The 17413-nt window shown below is 64.0% G+C and carries 15 protein-coding genes; 12 read left to right on the top strand and 3 right to left on the bottom strand.

Translation table 11 applies throughout. From position 1 onward, the window contains the following. Positions 1 to 180 precede the first annotated feature (180 nt). The 5 genes from NFJ07_RS23630 to NFJ07_RS23610 all read left to right on the top strand — a co-directional run bounded on the left by NFJ07_RS23630 (position 181) and on the right by NFJ07_RS23610 (position 6113). On the top strand, positions 181 to 1677 hold the full coding sequence (locus NFJ07_RS23630; RefSeq protein ID WP_269998357.1) for a CCA tRNA nucleotidyltransferase: 1497 nt from the start codon (positions 181 to 183) through the stop codon (positions 1675 to 1677). After that, a complete protein-coding gene (locus NFJ07_RS23625; protein ID WP_269998356.1) occupies positions 1678 to 2262 on the top strand; it encodes a histidine phosphatase family protein in 585 nt (194 codons plus the stop codon). A 583-nt stretch (positions 2263 to 2845) separates the two neighbouring features. Then, positions 2846 to 2986 carry a hypothetical protein gene (locus NFJ07_RS23620; RefSeq protein ID WP_234752948.1) on the top strand — a complete coding sequence of 47 codons (141 nt, stop codon included), beginning with the start codon at positions 2846 to 2848 and terminating at the stop codon, positions 2984 to 2986. A gap of 117 nt (positions 2987 to 3103) precedes the next feature. After that, positions 3104 to 4675: a glycosyltransferase family 87 protein gene (locus NFJ07_RS23615; RefSeq protein WP_269998355.1), complete on the top strand. Its 1572-nt coding sequence runs from the start codon at positions 3104 to 3106 to the stop codon at positions 4673 to 4675. Beyond that, entirely contained in the window at positions 4668 to 6113 is a 1446-nt protein-coding gene (locus NFJ07_RS23610) for a phytoene desaturase family protein (protein WP_269998353.1), read from the top strand. The genes NFJ07_RS23615 and NFJ07_RS23610 overlap by 8 nt, the downstream gene beginning before the upstream one ends. A 201-nt stretch (positions 6114 to 6314) precedes the next feature. On the opposite strand, the gene NFJ07_RS23605 is transcribed toward NFJ07_RS23610, so the two are convergent. After that, complete coding sequence (locus tag NFJ07_RS23605; RefSeq protein ID WP_269998352.1) at positions 6315 to 6920, bottom strand: NAD(P)-dependent oxidoreductase; 606 nt, start codon at positions 6918 to 6920, stop codon at positions 6315 to 6317. An 82-nt stretch (positions 6921 to 7002) separates the two neighbouring features. Between NFJ07_RS23605 and NFJ07_RS23600 the strand changes: the two genes are divergently transcribed. Further along, complete coding sequence (locus NFJ07_RS23600; RefSeq protein WP_269998350.1) at positions 7003 to 7395, top strand: winged helix-turn-helix transcriptional regulator; 393 nt, start codon at positions 7003 to 7005, stop codon at positions 7393 to 7395. Here NFJ07_RS23600 and NFJ07_RS23595 read toward each other — a convergent pair. Beyond that, positions 7392 to 8090: an ABC transporter ATP-binding protein gene (locus tag NFJ07_RS23595; RefSeq protein ID WP_269998349.1), complete on the bottom strand. Its 699-nt coding sequence runs from the start codon at positions 8088 to 8090 to the stop codon at positions 7392 to 7394. The two genes, NFJ07_RS23600 and NFJ07_RS23595, sit on opposite strands and share 4 nt — an antisense overlap. A gap of 38 nt (positions 8091 to 8128) precedes the next feature. Next, the gene (locus NFJ07_RS23590; protein WP_269998348.1) at positions 8129 to 9220 is read right to left on the bottom strand and encodes an ABC transporter permease; all 1092 of its coding nucleotides are present in this window, start codon (positions 9218 to 9220) and stop codon (positions 8129 to 8131) included. Positions 9221 to 9414: 194 nt separating this feature from the next. Between NFJ07_RS23590 and NFJ07_RS23585 the strand changes: the two genes are divergently transcribed. From NFJ07_RS23585 to NFJ07_RS23560, 6 genes are all read left to right on the top strand, one after another. After that, complete coding sequence (locus NFJ07_RS23585; protein WP_269998347.1) at positions 9415 to 10767, top strand: sensor histidine kinase; 1353 nt, start codon at positions 9415 to 9417, stop codon at positions 10765 to 10767. Next, on the top strand, positions 10764 to 11423 hold the full coding sequence (locus NFJ07_RS23580) for a response regulator (RefSeq protein WP_269998346.1): 660 nt from the start codon (positions 10764 to 10766) through the stop codon (positions 11421 to 11423). The genes NFJ07_RS23585 and NFJ07_RS23580 overlap by 4 nt, the downstream gene beginning before the upstream one ends. Positions 11424 to 11526: 103 nt before the next feature. After that, positions 11527 to 13518, top strand: a complete 1992-nt coding sequence (locus NFJ07_RS23575; RefSeq protein ID WP_269998344.1) for a penicillin-binding transpeptidase domain-containing protein — start codon at positions 11527 to 11529, stop codon at positions 13516 to 13518. Positions 13519 to 13631: 113 nt separating this feature from the next. Then, positions 13632 to 14912, top strand: coding sequence for an FAD-dependent oxidoreductase (locus NFJ07_RS23570; protein ID WP_269998342.1), 1281 nt, complete (start codon positions 13632 to 13634; stop codon positions 14910 to 14912). 23 nt (positions 14913 to 14935) lie between these two features. Further along, on the top strand, positions 14936 to 15532 hold the full coding sequence (locus NFJ07_RS23565; RefSeq protein ID WP_269998340.1) for a TetR/AcrR family transcriptional regulator: 597 nt from the start codon (positions 14936 to 14938) through the stop codon (positions 15530 to 15532). A 33-nt stretch (positions 15533 to 15565) separates the two neighbouring features. Continuing rightward, the gene (locus NFJ07_RS23560) at positions 15566 to 17248 is read left to right on the top strand and encodes an ABC-F family ATP-binding cassette domain-containing protein (protein ID WP_269998338.1); all 1683 of its coding nucleotides are present in this window, start codon (positions 15566 to 15568) and stop codon (positions 17246 to 17248) included. Positions 17249 to 17413: the final 165 nt, after the last annotated feature.

Below are 17413 nucleotides of genomic sequence, written 5' to 3'. Positions count from 1 at the left end.
CGGGTTGGCCATGAAGTCCACTCTAACGACTCTTGCCCGTTGGTGATGACCGGGACATGGACTCACGGTGACGTGCGGATGGCGTTCGGCCGTGATCCCGGTGCCGTCGCCACGCAATCGCAGCGCAATGACAAGGATCCGGTGTGATGGCGCGGCGAAATCTGACAAGCTTAAGGAACTATGGCGCAAGTATTGGACAGTTCTTCAGTTAATTTCCAGATGGATCCAGTGGTCCTGGACCTCGGTCAGCGGTTTGTGGACGCTGGATTCGAACTGTCGCTGGTTGGCGGGCCGGTGCGGGACCTCTTTTTGGGCCGTGTCTCGCCGGACCTGGATTTCACCACTGACGCCACTCCGGACCAGACCCTTTCCATCATCAAGAGGTGGGCTGACAATTTCTGGGAGATCGGCCGCGCCTTTGGAACCATCGGGATGAAGAAGTCCGGGTTCCAGATTGAGATCACCACGTACCGCGCCGAGGCCTACGACGCCGATTCCCGCAAGCCCGCAGTAGCCTTCGGCTCGTCCCTGCTGGACGACCTCCTCCGCCGCGACTTCACCATCAACGCCATGGCACTCCGGCTGCCCTCCCTGGAGCTCGTGGATCCGTTCGGAGGGGTCCGCGATCTCCATGCCTCGGTCCTCGCCACCCCGGGAGCCCCCGAATCGTCATTCTCCGATGATCCCCTTCGGATGATGCGCGCTGCCCGCTTTGCAGCGCAGCTTGGCGTTGCAGTGCACGACGACGTCCGCCTCGCGATGTCCGGCATGGCCGAGCGGATCAAGATCATTTCCGCCGAACGCGTGCGCGAGGAGCTCGTCAAGCTCATTAACGGTGCGCATCCACGGGCGGGCATCGACCTCTTGGTGGATACCGGACTGGCCGAATTCGTCCTCCCCGAGGTTTCTGCGCTGCGCCTTGAAGCCGATGAGCACCACCGGCACAAGGACGTCTACCAGCACTCCCTGCAGGTCCTGGAGCAGGCCGCGTCACTCGAGACCGGTCCGGACGGTCCGGTGCCGGGTCCGGACTTCGTGTTGCGCTTCGCCGCGTTAATGCACGACGTCGGGAAGCCGGCGACGCGTCGTTTCGAACCGGGCGGCGCGGTGAGCTTCCGCCACCACGACATGGTGGGCTCCAAGCTGACCGCAAAACGCATGAAGGCCCTGCGCTTCGACAACGACACGATCAAGGCCGTGGCGCGGCTCGTGGAGCTGCACATGCGCTTCTACGGATACGGAGACGCGGGCTGGACCGATTCCGCCGTCCGCCGCTACGTGGCAGATGCGGGTCCATTGCTGGAGCGCCTGCACCGACTGACCCGGTCCGACGTCACCACACGTAACCAGCGCAAGGCGGAGCGGCTCTCCTTTGCCTACGATGACCTTGAGCAGCGGATTGAGGTCCTGGCCGAACAGGAATCGCTCAATGCTATCCGGCCAGACTTGGACGGAGCGCAGATCATGGCTTTGCTGGGACTCAAGCCCGGCCCCGTGGTTGGCCGCGCCTACAAGTTCCTGCTGGAAGAGCGCATGGAAAACGGTCCACTGTCCCAGGAGGACGCGGAGTCCAAGCTCCTGGCGTGGTGGCCCGGGCAGCCCGAGTCCGCCGTCGAACTTTCATCGGAACCAGCCGTCGATGCCAAAGCAGGCACCGCCGAACCAGAGGAGTCCTAAGTGAACCCCGCAGCCAAGCCCTCCCGGCCACAACTCTGGATCATGCGTCACGGGGAGACCGAATGGTCCAAGAGTGGCCAATACACCGGTTTGACGGACCTTCCCTTGACGGTGGAAGGCGAGCAGCAGGCCGTGGAAGCTCGCAAGATCCTGGAAGGCATCGACTTCGACCTGGTCCTGACATCGCCCCTGCGCCGAGCCCGGCGTACCGCGGAGTTGGCGGGCTTCCCCGACGCCGTTCATGAACCGCTGGCTGTGGAGTGGAACTACGGCGACTACGAAGGCATCAGCTCGGATCTCATCCGCAAAGACAACCCGGACTACCTCATCTGGACCGACGGCGTTCCCAACGGCGAGACGCTCGACTCCGTGGCAGCCCGTGCCGACAAGATCATTGCCCGGGTCCTCGAGTCTGGAATGGACAACGTCCTGATTGTCGCCCACGGCCATTTCTCCCGGATCCTCACGGCCCGTTGGCTTGAATTGGACGCCAGGGAAGGACGCCACTTTGTCCTCGGAACAGCCAAAGTTTGTACCTTGGGCTGGGACAAACGGACGCCTGCCATTCTTCGCTGGGGACTGTAAAAGAATAATTTTCTAAATTCTTTGTAATTATCTGGTCAACAGTGCGATTCATGGTGTAACTTTATTTTTAGTCCCAGAGCGATCCGCCGGGATTAAGGCGTGCACTACCCAGTCAGTCAGCTGCGGTAGTGCCAAAGCAGAAAAGGAGGTTGGGAAAATGATTACTTTGACTAGCGGATGGAAGATGACCGTTGCTGGCACCCCGGCCTTTGCTGCTCGACGCCGTTTTGCGGCCTAACTTCCCCTGATGTACTTCCTCCCCTGATTATTCGGGGCGGTTCAAGGTGCAATCAGGCTCCGAGTTGGGCCTGCCATTGAGCGGTATCACGCGATTGACGTGGTGCGCAGTTTCCTCATAGTTCGGAACCAGCTTCTTGTTGGGGACGGCTGCCCCCTGGATACCACGTACCGGAACTCCGTGCTCCGGTACGGTCTACGGTCATTCGAGAAATCCGCTTAATCCACCCATCATTGCCCGGCATTCACACGCCCAATTCTGCTGCTGTCTTCTTCGAATTCAGGGGGCTTAATTGTCATGCCAGAATTCCGGCAATTCTCTTCAATAACGAAAGGAGGTGAACCCTTGGCCAAGCGCCTCAAGGACCTGATGGTCTTCAACAGCAAGCCCGTCGTCAAAGACAAGACCCTCTTCAACGGACAACTGCTGGACCAACGCAGGGAAGACGTCTACGTCGTCCTGCACCAAATGGGCATCATCCGCTGAGTGTCCCGCCACTGCAATTCAGGAGGGACTGATGGCACACATCGGACCGTTCGCCTCGGAAGCCCACGCGGCTATGCGTGGGCTTCCGCCCCGACGCCTGAAGGTAAGCTCGATTCCATGCAGGAGACAAAGCCGCACATCCAGCAAAAGCGTGCGCGCTTTGTGGTTCCCAGCCGCAGTGATTCCTTGCTTCGGAACTTCACGGAACTGATCGGAGGGCCCCTCGGACGGCGGTCCTTTCCTGGAGCCGTCTCCCCCGGATTCTTCACTGTTGAACGGGTCCTGATCATCCTCACGATCGTTGCCGCACTCATGTCGATCCTGATCAAGGGCTATTGTCGCGTCAACGGCTGGCACACCCCCCAACAGTTTTACGCCACCTGCTACTCGGATTTCCCCGAACTTTTCAGCAGCCGGGGCTTCGCCGACGGCGTCTTTCCGTTCTTTGATCAGAAGAGCCTCTTCGAATATCCCGTGATCACGGGGCTGTTAGCTGGTGCTACCGCCTGGCTGGTCCCGGGCCACGGCGCCACCCCCGAACGGATCCTGGGCTACTTCGATGTGAACGCCACCCTGATTGCGGCCATGTGGATCGTGGTCGTTCTCGCCACCGCGCGCATCAACCGTCGCCGGCCCTGGGACGCGGCCATGGTGGCCCTGGCGCCCGGGATAGTGCTAGCAGGAGTCATCAATTGGGACATGTGGGCCGTGGCCATGCTCGCAGTGGGGATGTACTTCTTCGCAAAGGAACGTCTCGTCCTGGCCGGCCTGTTCATCGGTTTGGGGACGGCCACCAAGCTGTACCCGCTGCTCATCCTTGGTGCTGTCTTTTTGCTGGCATTACGAAGCGGCCGCATGCGGGGCTTCTTTGTGACCACCCTGTCTGCCGCCGCAGCTTGGCTGGCAGTCAATGTCCCGATCGCGGCCGTTAACCCAGCCGGTTGGCGCTATTTTTTCGACTACACCCGTGATCGCCCGGCCGGATACAGCTCCTTGTGGTTCGCCTACAACCTCGTTGCCGAACGCCTTCAACTGGTCAAACTTGGCCCCGAAGCCATCAACGCCTTGGCGATGGACATGTTCCTCCTTGCGTGCGTCCTGATTGCTGGATTGGCATTGACAGCGCCACGGCGCCCGCGGTTGGCCCAGTTGACGTTCCTGATAGTGGCAGCCTTCATCCTGAGCAATAAGGTCTATTCACCCCAATATGTGCTCTGGCTAGTGCCATTGCTGGCTTTGGCCCGGCCCCGCTGGCGCGATTTCCTGCTCTGGCAGGCCGCCGAGGCGTTGCATTGGGCTGCCACGTGGATGTATCTGGGCCAGACGAGCAGCGGCGGGGCGGCACAGAACAACATCGACATGCCGTACTACGTCATGGCCGTGATGCTACATATGGCCGCAACGGCATATTTGATGTTGCGGGTTGCGTGGGACATCTGGGAACCCCACCTGGATCCCCTCCGCGTCCAGGGCGTGGACGACCCCCACGGTGGCGTGTTCAACGGGGCCAAAGATTGGTTCCGGGTGGACCTCAAGAGTCCGGCGGCGTCGGTGCTGCCCTGGCGGCGCGTCGCCTTGAACTCCGTGGAGGAGCAGTCCGGGCCCGACTCGCAGTCCGGGGGCGACACGTCCGAAACTTCCCACGACTCAGTGCCCTCCACACATGGCGAGGCCGAGCGCGATGGCTGAGGTCGCCGTCGTCGGCTCCGGACCGAACGGCTTGGCCGCCGCGGTAGTCATGGCCCGAGCGGGCCTGGCTGTGCGGGTGTACGAGGCTGCCGAGACGATAGGTGGGGGAACACGGACGGCTGAACTGCTGGAACCGGGGCACGTCTACGACGTCTGCTCCGCGGTCCACCCGATGGCCTTGGCTTCGCGTTTCTTCCGGGATTTTGAACTCGAGCGGCGGGTGGAGCTGCGTTTGCCCGAGGTCCAATACGGAACTCCGCTCGACGGCGGCAGGGCAGCTCTCGCGTATCGCTCGCTGGAGCGGACCGCTTCTGAACTCGGGGCCGATGGAGCCGCGTTTGCCCGCTTGATGGGACCGTTGGTGGATCGGCTGGGCGGGGTACTGGACGTGACGGAGAACCAGCTGTTGCGGATGCCGGCCAATCCGGTGGCGGCATTAAGACTCGGCTTGGCAACGTTGGAGCAGGGTTCGCCGTGGTGGAACCGGCGCTTCTCCGGGGATGCGGCTCCCGCACTCTTGACCGGCGTCGCGGCGCACGCTGTGGCGCCCCTTCCCTCGCTCGCCGCCGCGGGGGCGGGACTCCTTCTGGGCGCGCTGGCTCATGCCGGCGGGTGGCCCATCCCGGTTGGTGGCTCTGTGGCGATAGCGGATGCCATGGTCCGGGACATCGAAGCTCACGGTGGAGTGATTGAGACCGGTGTGCAGATCGATTCCCTGGAAGAGTTGCGTCCCGCGAAGGCGATCCTGCTGGACGTCGCGCCCCCGGGACTGCTGCGCATGGCGGGCACAGCGCTTCCCGCTCGCTATAGGCGGTCGCTGGAAACATTCCGTTTCGGGAATGCAGCGTGCAAGGTTGATTTCATCCTGTCCGGGCCGGTGCCCTGGGCGGCTCCAGGGCTAGCCAGCGCCGGGACGGTGCACGTGGGTGGCACGCGTGCCGCCATGGCCGAGGCCGAGAACCTGGTAGCTGCGGGCCGGCATCCCGGGAAGCCGTATGTCCTCGTGGCCCAGCCATCCATAGTGGATCCCGGGCGCGCTCCCGCTGGACGACACATTCTCTGGTCCTATTGCCACGTGCCCAAGGGATCGACTGTGGACATGGCCGAGGCGGTCATGTCCCGGATCGAGGAATTCGCGCCGGGTTTCCGCGATGTGGTTGTCGGCTGGAAGACGACGACGGCCGCAGGCCTGGCCGACTATAACGCGAATTATCTGGGTGGCGATTTCAGTGCGGGGCTCATGGACATTCGAGGGCTGGTACAGCGTCCCGTGCTCTCCCCGGTACCGTGGCGGACCCCTCTGCCAGGGGTTTACCTGTGCTCCTCGTCCACGCCCCCCGGGCCTGGAGTGACAGGAATGTCCGGGTACCATGCCGCTAAATATGCCTTGAGGGACATGTTCGGACTCCGGCTACCCGGGCTTGGCCTGGGCTCATAACACCCCCGACGCTCGCTCACATATGAGCCCAATTTTCCGGACGCTCGCTCACATATGTCGTTAAAACCCCGGACGCTCGCTCACATATGTGCCCAAACGACGGATCGCTCCTGCAGATGATCTGCAGGAGCGATCGGCGTTATTTCCCGATATCTGCAGGAGCGTCGGGAAATGGGCCGTCAGATGTGAGCGGGCGTTGGGTTAGTTGGCCGCGGTGAAGCGTGCGCGGCGGTGGGCCGGAGTTTCGATTTCGTCCAGCATGGCTACGGCGTAGTCCTGGGTGGAGATGCTGTTGCCGGCTGGAGAATCCTTGGCAGTGGAGTAGTTTCCCGTGCGCTCACCTGGCTGGATGAGGGGCGCGGGGGCGAGCACGGTCCAGTCCAGGCTCTCGGGAGCTTCCTGGACCGCGGCGAAGGCTGCGGCCGCGGTGGTTGCCTCGGCCTTGTAGGCCTCAGGGAAGTCCGGCGAATCGAGGAGGCGGACGCCGTCGATCTCCAGCGTGCCTGCGCCGCCGACGATCATGAGGCGAGTGCCTTCGGCGTTGCTGTAGGCGGTGTCCATTGCCGCAAGCCACTCTCCGTGGTCGCCGCCGGTGCGGCTCGGGCCGGTGGCGAGGATGACGGCGTCGTGCTCTTTGGCGATCTCCGCGAAGCTCTGGCCATCAGCGAGATCGGCGGCAAGGGCCTGCGCTCCAGCAACCCCTGAGCCTTTACGGGAGATGGCGGTGACTTCGTGGCCACGGGTGAGGGACTCGTTGACGATCTGGCTTCCGACCATGCCTGTTGCGCCGTAAACTGCGATTTTCATGACTCTCCTTGGGTTGCTATCCTTGCAATATCAAAACAGTATCCAATTGATACTGATAGCTTCAAAGGAACTTAGTTACCTCATGGATACCAATAACCTGCCAGCAAACGTCCTCGACCCTGATTGCCCGTCCCGAGTGATCTTTCAGCGCATCGGCGACAAATGGGCCTCGTTGGTGGTCCAGGTCCTCGCGGACGGCCCTATCCGTTTCTCGGAGCTTCGCAAGATGGTCCACGTGGTGACCCCCAAGGTGCTGACCCAGACCCTTCGCACCCTGGAGCGCGACGGTTTCATTACCCGGACTGTCCACGCGCAGGTGCCACCTCGCGTCGACTATGAACTGACCGAGCTTGGAGCTTCCTTACTGGAACCATTGACTCTTTTGCGCCTTTGGGCGGAGGACCACGTGCCCAGCATTCTCAAGGCTCGCGATGCCTATGACGATGCCCAGGACGAGGCTGTCATCGGGGGTTAGTTGGGTGGGCCGACGGGGACGCCCAAACCGAGGCGTCCGTCCCGCATGGTCGCGACGGAGTCGGTGAGCGGCAGGAATTCGGTGTCGTGCGTGACCATGACGGTCGCCGTCGCGAACTCGTCCGTGACCTGACGCAGGAGGCGCACGATCGATTCACTGCGTTCGTGATCCAGGGCTGCGGTCGGCTCGTCGACGAGCAACACTCGGGGCTGGCCCATGAGCGCCCTCGCGATGTTCACGCGTTGCCGCTGGCCTCCGGAGAGCTGGTGCGGTCTCTTGTTGAGCGAAGTCCCGAGCCCGACGACGTCGAGCAGTTCCGTGGCGCGCTTGCGTGCTTTGGCGGCGGGCTTCCCCCGGAGACGGTTGCCGATGATCAGCTGCTCGACGGCGGTCAGTGAAGGCAGGAGATTGGGTTGCTGGAAGATGATGCCCACCCTTTCCCGGCGCAAGGCGGTGAGTTCGGCGTCCTTGAGTCCCGTGGCATCCATGCCGTCGATGATGACGAGCCCGGAACTCGGCCGGACCAATGTTGCCGCCACCGCCAGAAGCGAGGACTTTCCGGATCCGGACGGGCCCACGAGGGAAGAGAATTCGCCGGCGCCCACGCGGAGATCCACGGCGTCCAGGGCCTTGAGGGTGGAGTCTCCGTCCGGGTACTCCAGAGTGACATTGACTAGGTTTAGTACAGAGTTCATGAATATGCCTTTCGTGGAATGTTTACGTGTGGATTGGCCTAGTTGCCGCCGAGGGCGATGAGCGGATCCACTCTGGTGATGCTGCGTACTGCCACTGCCGCACCACCAAGCCCAAGGAGCACGATCCCGGCAATCGGGACGAGCGTAGTCAGTGGAGTCACCAGGAACGGGGCCGCCTGGGCCGCGAATGAGCCGCCCAGCACGCCAAGGCCGCCACCGAGTCCAGCCCCGGCGAGGAGGACGATTCCTGCTTGGACCAGCGCGTCCCGCACTACGTAGCCGGACGAGGCACCCATGGCCTTGAGCACCGCGATGTCGCGTGTGCGCTGGACTGTCCAGACGGTCAGGAAGGCAACGATGACAAGCGCAGAGATGCCGTAGAGGAAAGCCTGCATGAGCATTAGGGAGCCGTTTTCGCTCTTGTAGGAGCCGAGGGCCTGGAACGAGCCGCTGGGGGTGGCACTGACAGTGCCGGCCACCGCATTGGCGGCGTCGAGGTCCACGGAGGCTCCGGAGTCGTACGTCACCGCGAGGACCGTCCCAATCGATTCCCCGGCAGGAATATGTGCGAGCTTCTGCCAGGTTGCCCGGGAGGTCCAGACGACCCCGGTGTGCGAATACCACTCGTCTTGGGTAATGGCCGAAACCGTCAGGCTGGTGCCACCCACGGTCACCCGGCTCCCGGTACTGAGCGAGAGGTCCTTCGCCAAGGACTCCCCGACCACCACCTCGCCTTCCTTGACCGCCACAGGGGAGATGCCGCCGTCGGCCCCGAAGACCGCGACGTTGGCAGTGCCCGCAGCATTGTTAGAGGAATCGAGGGACTGGAACCGCGTCTGGGTGATACCCACGGCTTCGGCAGATGCAACACCCGGCCGGATCCGCCAAGCTTCGAGCTGTTTGTTGGAGACTTCCGATTCCGTATAAGACGCCTTGGCCTCGCCCCCGGCCGGCGCGCCGAAGACGATTTGCTGCGCTGGGAGGGCTGCAATGGCCGACGTCGACTGGTTGCCGAGGCCCGCGGTCAGCCCGGACAGCATGACGAGGAGGAGCGTGATGAGGGCGACGACGCTTCCCATGAGGGCGAAGCGGCCCTTGGCGAAGCGGATGTCGCGCACGGCGAGAAACATGGAATTCCTTTTGTTCGGAGGCGATCTTCTGGTCCTGTTTCAACTCTCCGGGCAGAGGGCCCTTGACGCGTCGGGAAGTGGATGGACTCATCCGATCGTCTTGGTTGACCCGCGGATCAACCGTTTGGTTGATTGGGCCGGAACGCGGCGGAATCCGGGTAAAAGTGTCGGCCAGCGAGGCTACGCTGGAGGGCATGCAGGGAGACGATTCGCCGCAAGCCAACGCGCAGCCTGCGCAGCCGGCGCTGCCGCAGCAGCCGGGCGCCACCGTGCAGCCCAGCGGTTCCGCTGTGATTTTGCGTGTCCTTCGGGTCAGCCTGCACGTCGGTTTTGCGGTGCTTCTACTGGTGGCAGTCGTCAGGCTTTCGATCGCGGGCCTGTCGCCTTTCGCCACCGGGACAGGCCTCGGTCTTGCGCTGTTACTGGCCGCTGTCTACCTCTTGGGAACAGTTCTCGAAAAGAGACACGCTGGCAATTCCGAGCGTTTCGATCCGAAGCCATATGCGCGCTGGTGGCTCGCCGTCGTGAGTTTCCTGTGGCTGCTACTCATGCTCATCAGCCCGGATTTCGCGTGGATAGCTTTCCCGTTGTTCTTCGTGCAACTGCATATCTTGCCGCGGCGCTTCGCCCTGCCCGCGATAGCTGCCAGCACCGCACTCCTGATCGCGGCGATGTGGTTCCATAACCGTGGCGCCGGGGCGGATGCCTTGCAACTTCCCATGGTCCTCGGGCCTGTTTTCGGCGCAGCCTTCGCGGTTGTCACCGGCCTGGCGTATCGGGCGCTCTACGTCGAGGCAGAGAACCAGCGCCTCGCCGCTGAGGAATTGCGAAGCACCCGGGCCGAGCTTGCACGCAGCCAGCACGACGCCGGTGTGCTGGCTGAGCGCGAAAGACTGGCTCGCGAAATCCACGACACCCTGGCGCAGGGATTCTCCAGCATCGTCCTGATGGGGCGCTCGGCGGAAAAGGCCCTCGACGCTGGTGACAACGTGGCGGCCCGCGATCGGCTCAGGACCGTCCGGGAGACAGCAGCCAGCAACCTTGCGGAGGCCCGCAATTTTGTCCGCGGGCTAGGATCTCCGGAGCTGGACGAGTCCACCTTGGCAGACACCCTGCGGCGCCTCTGCATCAAGACCGAGGCCGAGGCCGCCGCTCGCGGAGCTACGTTGCGTTGCCGCTTCGAGCTCCAGGGCACGCCGGTGCCGCTGCCCAACCCTTACCAGACCACCTTGTTGCGCGCCGCTCAGTCTTCCCTGGCGAACGTGTGGGCACATGCGCACGCGAGCACCGCCGTCGTCACTCTGTCCTTCTTGGACGCCGAGGTGACCATGGACGTGTTCGACGACGGTGCGGGCTTCGATCCCGCAGCGGCCGCTGCCGCGGCAACCCGCGGTGACGGAACCGGCGTCGGGCTCAAAAGCCTGCGCGAGCGGCTTGCGGCCCTGAATGGAGCGCTCGACGTCGAGTCGGCTCCCGGCGAGGGGACCGTGGTGGCAATCCGGCTGCCGCTGGGTACTGGCAACGCAGCTCTGGAGGAGTCCCCATGACCGACAACATCAGGGTTTTGCTGGTTGATGATCATCCCGTGGTCCGCGCGGGGCTCCGGGCCATGCTTGCCGACTTCGAGGGAGTCCAAGTGGTGGCCGAAGCGTCCGATGGCGGCGCTGCATTGGCGGAACTGTCGAAACTCCATACCCTCGGCGAACCCGTGGACGTGGTTCTCATGGACTTGCAAATGGGCTCGGGGATGGACGGCGTCACCGCCACCGGCAAGATCAAAGCCGGTGAAGCCGGGACTCCCCCACCACCGGTCCTGATCCTGACCACGTACGATAACGACGCCGACATCCTCGCCGCGGTAGAAGCCGGTGCGAGCGGATACATGCTCAAAGATGCGCCACCTGAGCAAATCCGGCAGGCCGTGTTGTCTGCGGCAGCGGGTCAGACGGCCCTTGCGCCCGAGGTAGCCGCGCGGCTCATGGGCCGGATCCGTAATCCGGTGCACGCCCTGAGTGCGCGTGAAGTCCAGCTCGTGGAGCTCCTTGCCACTGGCATGAGCAACCGTGCGATGGCGAAGCAACTTTTTATCTCCGAGGCCACAGTCAAGACCCATTTGGTGCACATCTACGGCAAGCTGGGCGTCGACAACCGGACCGCGGCCATCGCGGTGGCAACCCAGCGCCGGATCATCCGGAGCCAGTAGGGTTCGCGCGCGGCCCGGTTCTTGAGCTCCAGAACCATCACAAAAGCGCAACGTACTGTGATTTGGATCATTCCTGTCGGCCCAAGAAGGCATAATGGCGCAAATGGGGAAAACTAAGAACATTGTCCTGGGGCTTGCCGCCCTGATGATTGCTGGGTCGCTGACCGCTTGTGATGACGGCCGGGCCGGGGCGGAAGGCGCTGCCAAGCAGCTCGCGTCGTCTCTGGCAGCGCTCGACGTCGGATCGCTCGCCGTTGACGGCAAGGATGCCGCAGCGGCAAACGAGCAGCTCAAGGCGGTGTTTGCGGCCCTCGATCCTGCCAAGCCTTCCGTTGAAAGCGGCGCGGTGAAGCTCGACGGCGACAAAGCCTCGGTCCCGCTCAACTTCACGTGGAAGATCGGAACTGCGGAGTGGAAGTACACTTCCCAGGCCGCGCTCAAGAAATCGGGCGACAAATGGGCCGTCCAGTGGACTACAACGCTCTTGGAGCCGGACCTCAAGGACGGCGAAGTCCTGGACAAAACGGTCACTCCTCCGGCCAGAGCTGAAATCCTCGGAGCCGGGGACGCCAAACTGATCAGCTACCGTCCCGTGGTCTACGTCGGCATCGACAAGACCACGATCGGATCCGCGGATCCTGCTGCTTCGGCGGCGAAGCTCGCGCAGCTGGTCAGCGTGGACGAAGCCGCGTACGTGAAACAGGTCCAGGCATCCGGCCCACAGGCCTTCGTCAGTGCCATCACCCTGCGTCAGGACGGCCGGACGATCACGGACCAGCAGATTGCTGCGATTCCGGGCGCCCGTGGCATTCCTGATTCCCTGCCTTTGGCACCGACACGCACCTTCGCGCGCGCCGTGTTGGGTACCGCGGCTGAGGCAAGCGCCGAACAGATCCAAAAGGCCGGGGGTTCCCTCAAAGTGGGAGACATCGTCGGGACCGGCGGCCTGGAGGAACAATACGACACCCAGCTCCGTGGCCAAGATGGAGTCTCCATCAGGGCCCGGCCGCAAGGCATGACCGACGACCAGATCAAGGCAGCCAAGCCGGATCCCCGCCGAGTACTTTTTGCCGCCGACACGAAACCCGGCGATCCGCTGAAGACCACCCTGGATCCGCGCTTGCAGCAACTCGCTGAAGACACCTTGACTGGCATTGGCCCGGCCTCGGCAATTGTGGCGATCCGCCCCTCCACCGGCGCCGTCCTCGCAGCGGCCTCCGGCCCCGGAAGCAACGGCTACAACACGGCAATGCTCGGCCAGTACGCGCCGGGCTCCACGTTCAAGATCGTCGATTCCCTCGCCTTGATCCGCAACGGAATGACGCCGGATTCCAAGGTTGAATGCACGCCGACCATTACGGTGGATGGCCGGACCTTCAAGAACGCCGAAGGCTATCCGGTGTCGTCGCTCGGCTCTGTTGCTTTGCGGGACGCTTTTGCGCATTCGTGCAACACGGCCTTCATCAGTTCCCGGGACAAGGTCAGCCAAGCCCAGCTCGAATCCGCGGCAACTTCACTGGGATTGGCAGTCCAAGCCCCGAAGCTGGGGGCCGACGCCTTCCTGGGATCCGTGCCGGGAAACGCTGACGGCACCGAGCACGCAGCTTCGATGATCGGCCAGGGCAAAGTGCTGCTTTCCCCGCTCGCCGCAGCCATCATGGCCGCCTCGGTGGCCCACGGCGCGCCCGTGTCGCCGCAACTCGTCCTGAACCCCGGCTCAGTCTCACCCTCCACGGGTGCCACGCCGACGGCGTCCGGCTCGCCGTCGTCGTCGGCGTCCCCCGCCGCGGCAGCGTCCGACGCAGCGCCGGCGTCCGACAAGCCGGTTACCCCGGCGGAGGCAGCCGCGCTGGGCGACATGATGAGGGCCGTGGTGACCTCCGGCCACGCCGGTTTCCTCGCGTCGGTGCCGGGGGCGCCCGTGGGCGCGAAGACCGGGACTGCCGAATTCGGAAATGACAACCCGCCCAAGACGCACGCCTGGATCGTTGCAGTGCACGGAGATCTGGCAGTGGCAGTGTTCGTGGAAGACGGCGGCCTCGGTGCGACAACCAGCGGCCCGTTGCTCAAATCGTTCCTGACCGCGGCCGGCTGAGCCGCGATACGTGAGCGAGGGTCGCCGTTAAGGCCGCGATATGTGAGCGAGGGTCGCCGTTAAGGGCGCCCTCTGGACACGACTTCCGGTCGGGTGCAACTCCGGGAGTGGCCATGAACAAGCCTGAAAACACCACGTGCGTTATCGCCGGCGGGGGACCCGCTGGGGTGATGCTCGGACTCTTGCTGGCCCGGGCCGGCGTCGAAGTCACCGTCCTCGAAAAGCATGCCGACTTCCTGCGCGACTTCCGCGGCGACACCGTCCACGCCTCCACCATCCGACTCCTGGATGAGCTTGGGCTGGGCGAGGGATTCCGGGCCTTGCCCCAAAGCAAGCTCGGCAATTTCAAACTCCCTACGGGCGGCACGGAAGTGACCCTGGTCGACTTCGATCGCCTCAAGCCACCCTACGATTACGTAGCCATGGTTCCGCAGTGGGACCTCCTGAACTTCCTGGTGGACGCCGCACAACAAGAGCCGCAATTCACGCTCCGGATGAACACCGAGGCCACGGATCTGCTGTACGACGACGGCGAGAAGGTCGCCGGGGTGGCGTACCGCACCCGGGACGCGGTGTCGGGAGAGGAAACCGGGACGGGGGAATTGCGCGCGACGTTGACGGTGGCATGCGACGGCCGCAGCTCCGTGCTCCGGCAGAAGGCAGGCCTGGTCCCCCACGAGTTCCCCGTGCCGTTCGACACCTGGTGGTTCAGGCTCTCCCGACGCGCGGACGAACAGGAACAGTTGGCCTCGATCATGCCCCGCTTCTCCGGCGCCGATGTGCTCCTCAGCCTGACCCGCAAGGACTTCTACCAGATCGCCTACATCGCGGAGAAGGGCAAGGACCCGCAAATGCGCGCCGAAGGGGTGGAGAGCTTCCGTGCACGTGTGGCCCGCATCCGCCCGGATCTGGCGGACCGCGTGGACGAAATCAGGTCCATGGACGATCTCCATTTGCTCGACGTGAAGCTCAACCGGATCAAGCCATGGCACAAACCAGGTCTCCTCCTCATTGGAGACGCCGCCCACGCCATGTCTCCCGCGGGCGGTGTGGGGATCAACCTGGCCATCCAGGACGCCGTCGCCGCGGCCCAGCGCATTGCCCGCCCATTGCTTCAGGGCACGCTGGGCGAGGCTGATCTCGCTTCGGTGCAGAAGCGGCGCTGGTTCCCCACGGTGGTGATCCAGAATGTGCAGCTCCTCATCCAGAAAGCGGTCTTCGGCCCCGCAGTGAAAGGCCAGTTGGCGGGCCCGCCCAGTCCGGTGGTCTTTGTCGCCCGCCACCTGCCTTGGTTCGGGAAACTTCCAGCCCTCATGATCGCCTTCGGGCCGCGGCCGGAGCACGCCCCGGACTTTGCGCGCCGGAAGGCCGCCGTGATCCGGAAACCGGTGTGAACAGGGGTCGTCGCCCGGGACAAGTGAGCAGCCGGGACGCGGTTCTCCGGGCGGCACGCGAGCAGTTCGGCCGCAAAGGATATGACGCCGCAACAGTCCGGGCCATCGCGGCCGAGGCTGGCGTGGATCCATCCATGATCAACCATCATTTCGGCACCAAGGAACAGCTGTTCATGGCTGCGCTCGAGTCACCCGTGGACCCCAAGGATCACATCTCGGCTGTCCTTAGCGGGCCGCGGGAGGACGTCGGGGAGAGGTTGGTGACGCGCTTCCTGACCGTTTGGGACTCACCCGCGGGGTCGGCCGGCGTCGCGGTTCTGCGGACGGCGATGCAGCACGAGTGGAGTGCCGCGCTGGTCCGCGAGTTCATCCTCAACCGCGCTATCAACCCGCTTCTGGCTGGCCTTGGGATGCCCGCGGAAGAGGCGTCGTGGCGCGGAAACCTGGTGGCGTCACAGCTTTCCGGGCTCATCCTGACCCGCTACCTGATCAAACTGGAGCCCATCGCCTCGGCGCCGCACGCCGTCGTCGTCCAAGCGCTGGGGCCAACAATCCAGCGGTATCTCACAGGTGCCGTTGCCGGCGAACGGCAGGTTTGGATGGGCAAGGCCGGCGACTAAGGAGTCCCCCGCGGTCCGTGGGAAGATTGGGCAGTGGCCCATATTGACGTTTCAGGCATCGACTACTTCCTCTCCGACGGCACCCAGCTGCTCAACGGCGTGACCTTCAAGGTCCCGGACGGCAGCAAAACAGCCCTGATCGGGCCAAACGGAACGGGAAAGACCACCCTGTTCAAGATCATCGCCGGCGATCTCACCCCCGACGAAGGAGTGGTGGGCCGTTCCGGCACCATGGGCATCATGCGCCAATTCGTCGGCCAGGTCCGCGATGAATCCACCGTGCGCGACCTTCTCGTTTCAGCCGCGCCCCCGGCCCTCGCCGCGGCCGCCAAGGCGGTCGAGGACGCCGAGCTCGCCATGATGGAGCACGACGACGAGCCCACCCAAATGCAGTACGCCCAAGCGATCGTGGACTGGGGAGACGCGGGAGGGTACGACGTCGAGACCGTCTGGGACGAGGTCTGCATGGCCGCGCTGGGCATCCCCTTTGACCGCGCGCAGCACCGCCCGGCGTCGAGCCTTTCGGGCGGCGAGCAGAAGCGGCTGGTGCTTGAGGCCTTGTTCTCCGGACCGGATCAGCTGCTGCTCCTCGACGAACCGGACAACTATCTTGATGTTCCCGGCAAGCGTTGGCTCGAAAGCAAGCTCAACGAGTCCAAGAAGACGGTCTTCTTCATCAGCCACGACCGCGAGCTGCTCAACAACGCCGCGGGCCGCATCGTGACGCTTGAACCCGGCATCAACGGTGCCGGCGCCTGGGTGCACGGCGGCGGTTTCGGCAGCTATGTGGACGCGCGTATTGACCGCAACGCGCGCTTCGAGGAACTGCGCAAGCGCTGGGACGAGGAGCACCTGAAGCTCAAGGAACTCGTCATCATGTACAAGACCAAGGCTGCATTCCGCTCGGACATGGCCAACAAGTACCAGGCTGCGCAGACTCGACTCGCCAAGTTCCTGGAGGCCGGGCCGCCCGAAGCCCTGCCGCTGGAGCAGAACGTGCACATGCGCCTCAAGGGAGGCAGGACGGCCAAACGCGCCGTGGTGGCTGAAAAGCTTGAACTCACCGGCCTCATGAAGCCGTTCTCCACCGAGATCTGGTTCGGGGACCGCGTGGGCGTGCTCGGTTCCAATGGCTCGGGCAAGAGCCACTTCCTGCGGCTCCTGGCAGCCGGCGGCACGGACCCGGAGCGCGAGCACTTGCCCGTTTCCGACGTCGAGATCGCCGAAGTTCCGCACGAAGGCACCGTCAAACTGGGTGCCAGGATCCGTCCCGGCTTCTTCGCGCAGACCCATTCCCGTCCGGATCTGTTGGGCCGGATGCTCCTGGACATCCTGCACCGCGGCGACGAACACCGTTCCGGGCTGGGCCGCGAAGCTGCTTCCGGCGCGCTCGACTCCTACGGGCTGGTGGGCTCGGCCGAGCAGAAGTACGAGTCGCTCTCGGGCGGGCAGCAAGCGCGCTTCCAGATCCTGCTCCTCCAGCTGTCCGGCGCCACGCTTCTGCTCCTGGACGAGCCCACCGACAACCTGGACCTGCACTCGGGCGAAGCCTTGGAGCGTGCCATCGACGCGTTCGAAGGGACGGTCTTGGCCGTCACGCACGACCGCTGGTTCGCGAAGTCCTTCGACCGTTTCCTCGTCTTCGGATCCGACGGCAAGGTCTATGAATCCGCCGAGCCCGTCTGGGACGAGTCGCGGGTAGAGCGGGCGCGGTAACTTCCAGCCAACTCCCCCGGTGCCCGACGCCGGGTGCCCGCGCCCCGGCGGCAAACTCCGATGCTCGCTCACCTTTGGTGCGTTTTTTCGGTATATATCAAGCTGTTTGTGACAGCTGGGTGGTTTGTTTGTTGTTGATCCCGGCGACCGGAGGGGCTCCCGGCG

This window comes from Arthrobacter sp. B2a2-09 (genome assembly GCF_027587375.1).
In the GTDB taxonomy this organism is placed as follows: Bacteria; Actinomycetota; Actinomycetes; order Actinomycetales; family Micrococcaceae; genus Arthrobacter.
Note: the sequence above shows the minus strand (reverse complement) of the source record. Positions and strands in the feature narration are given on the sequence as shown.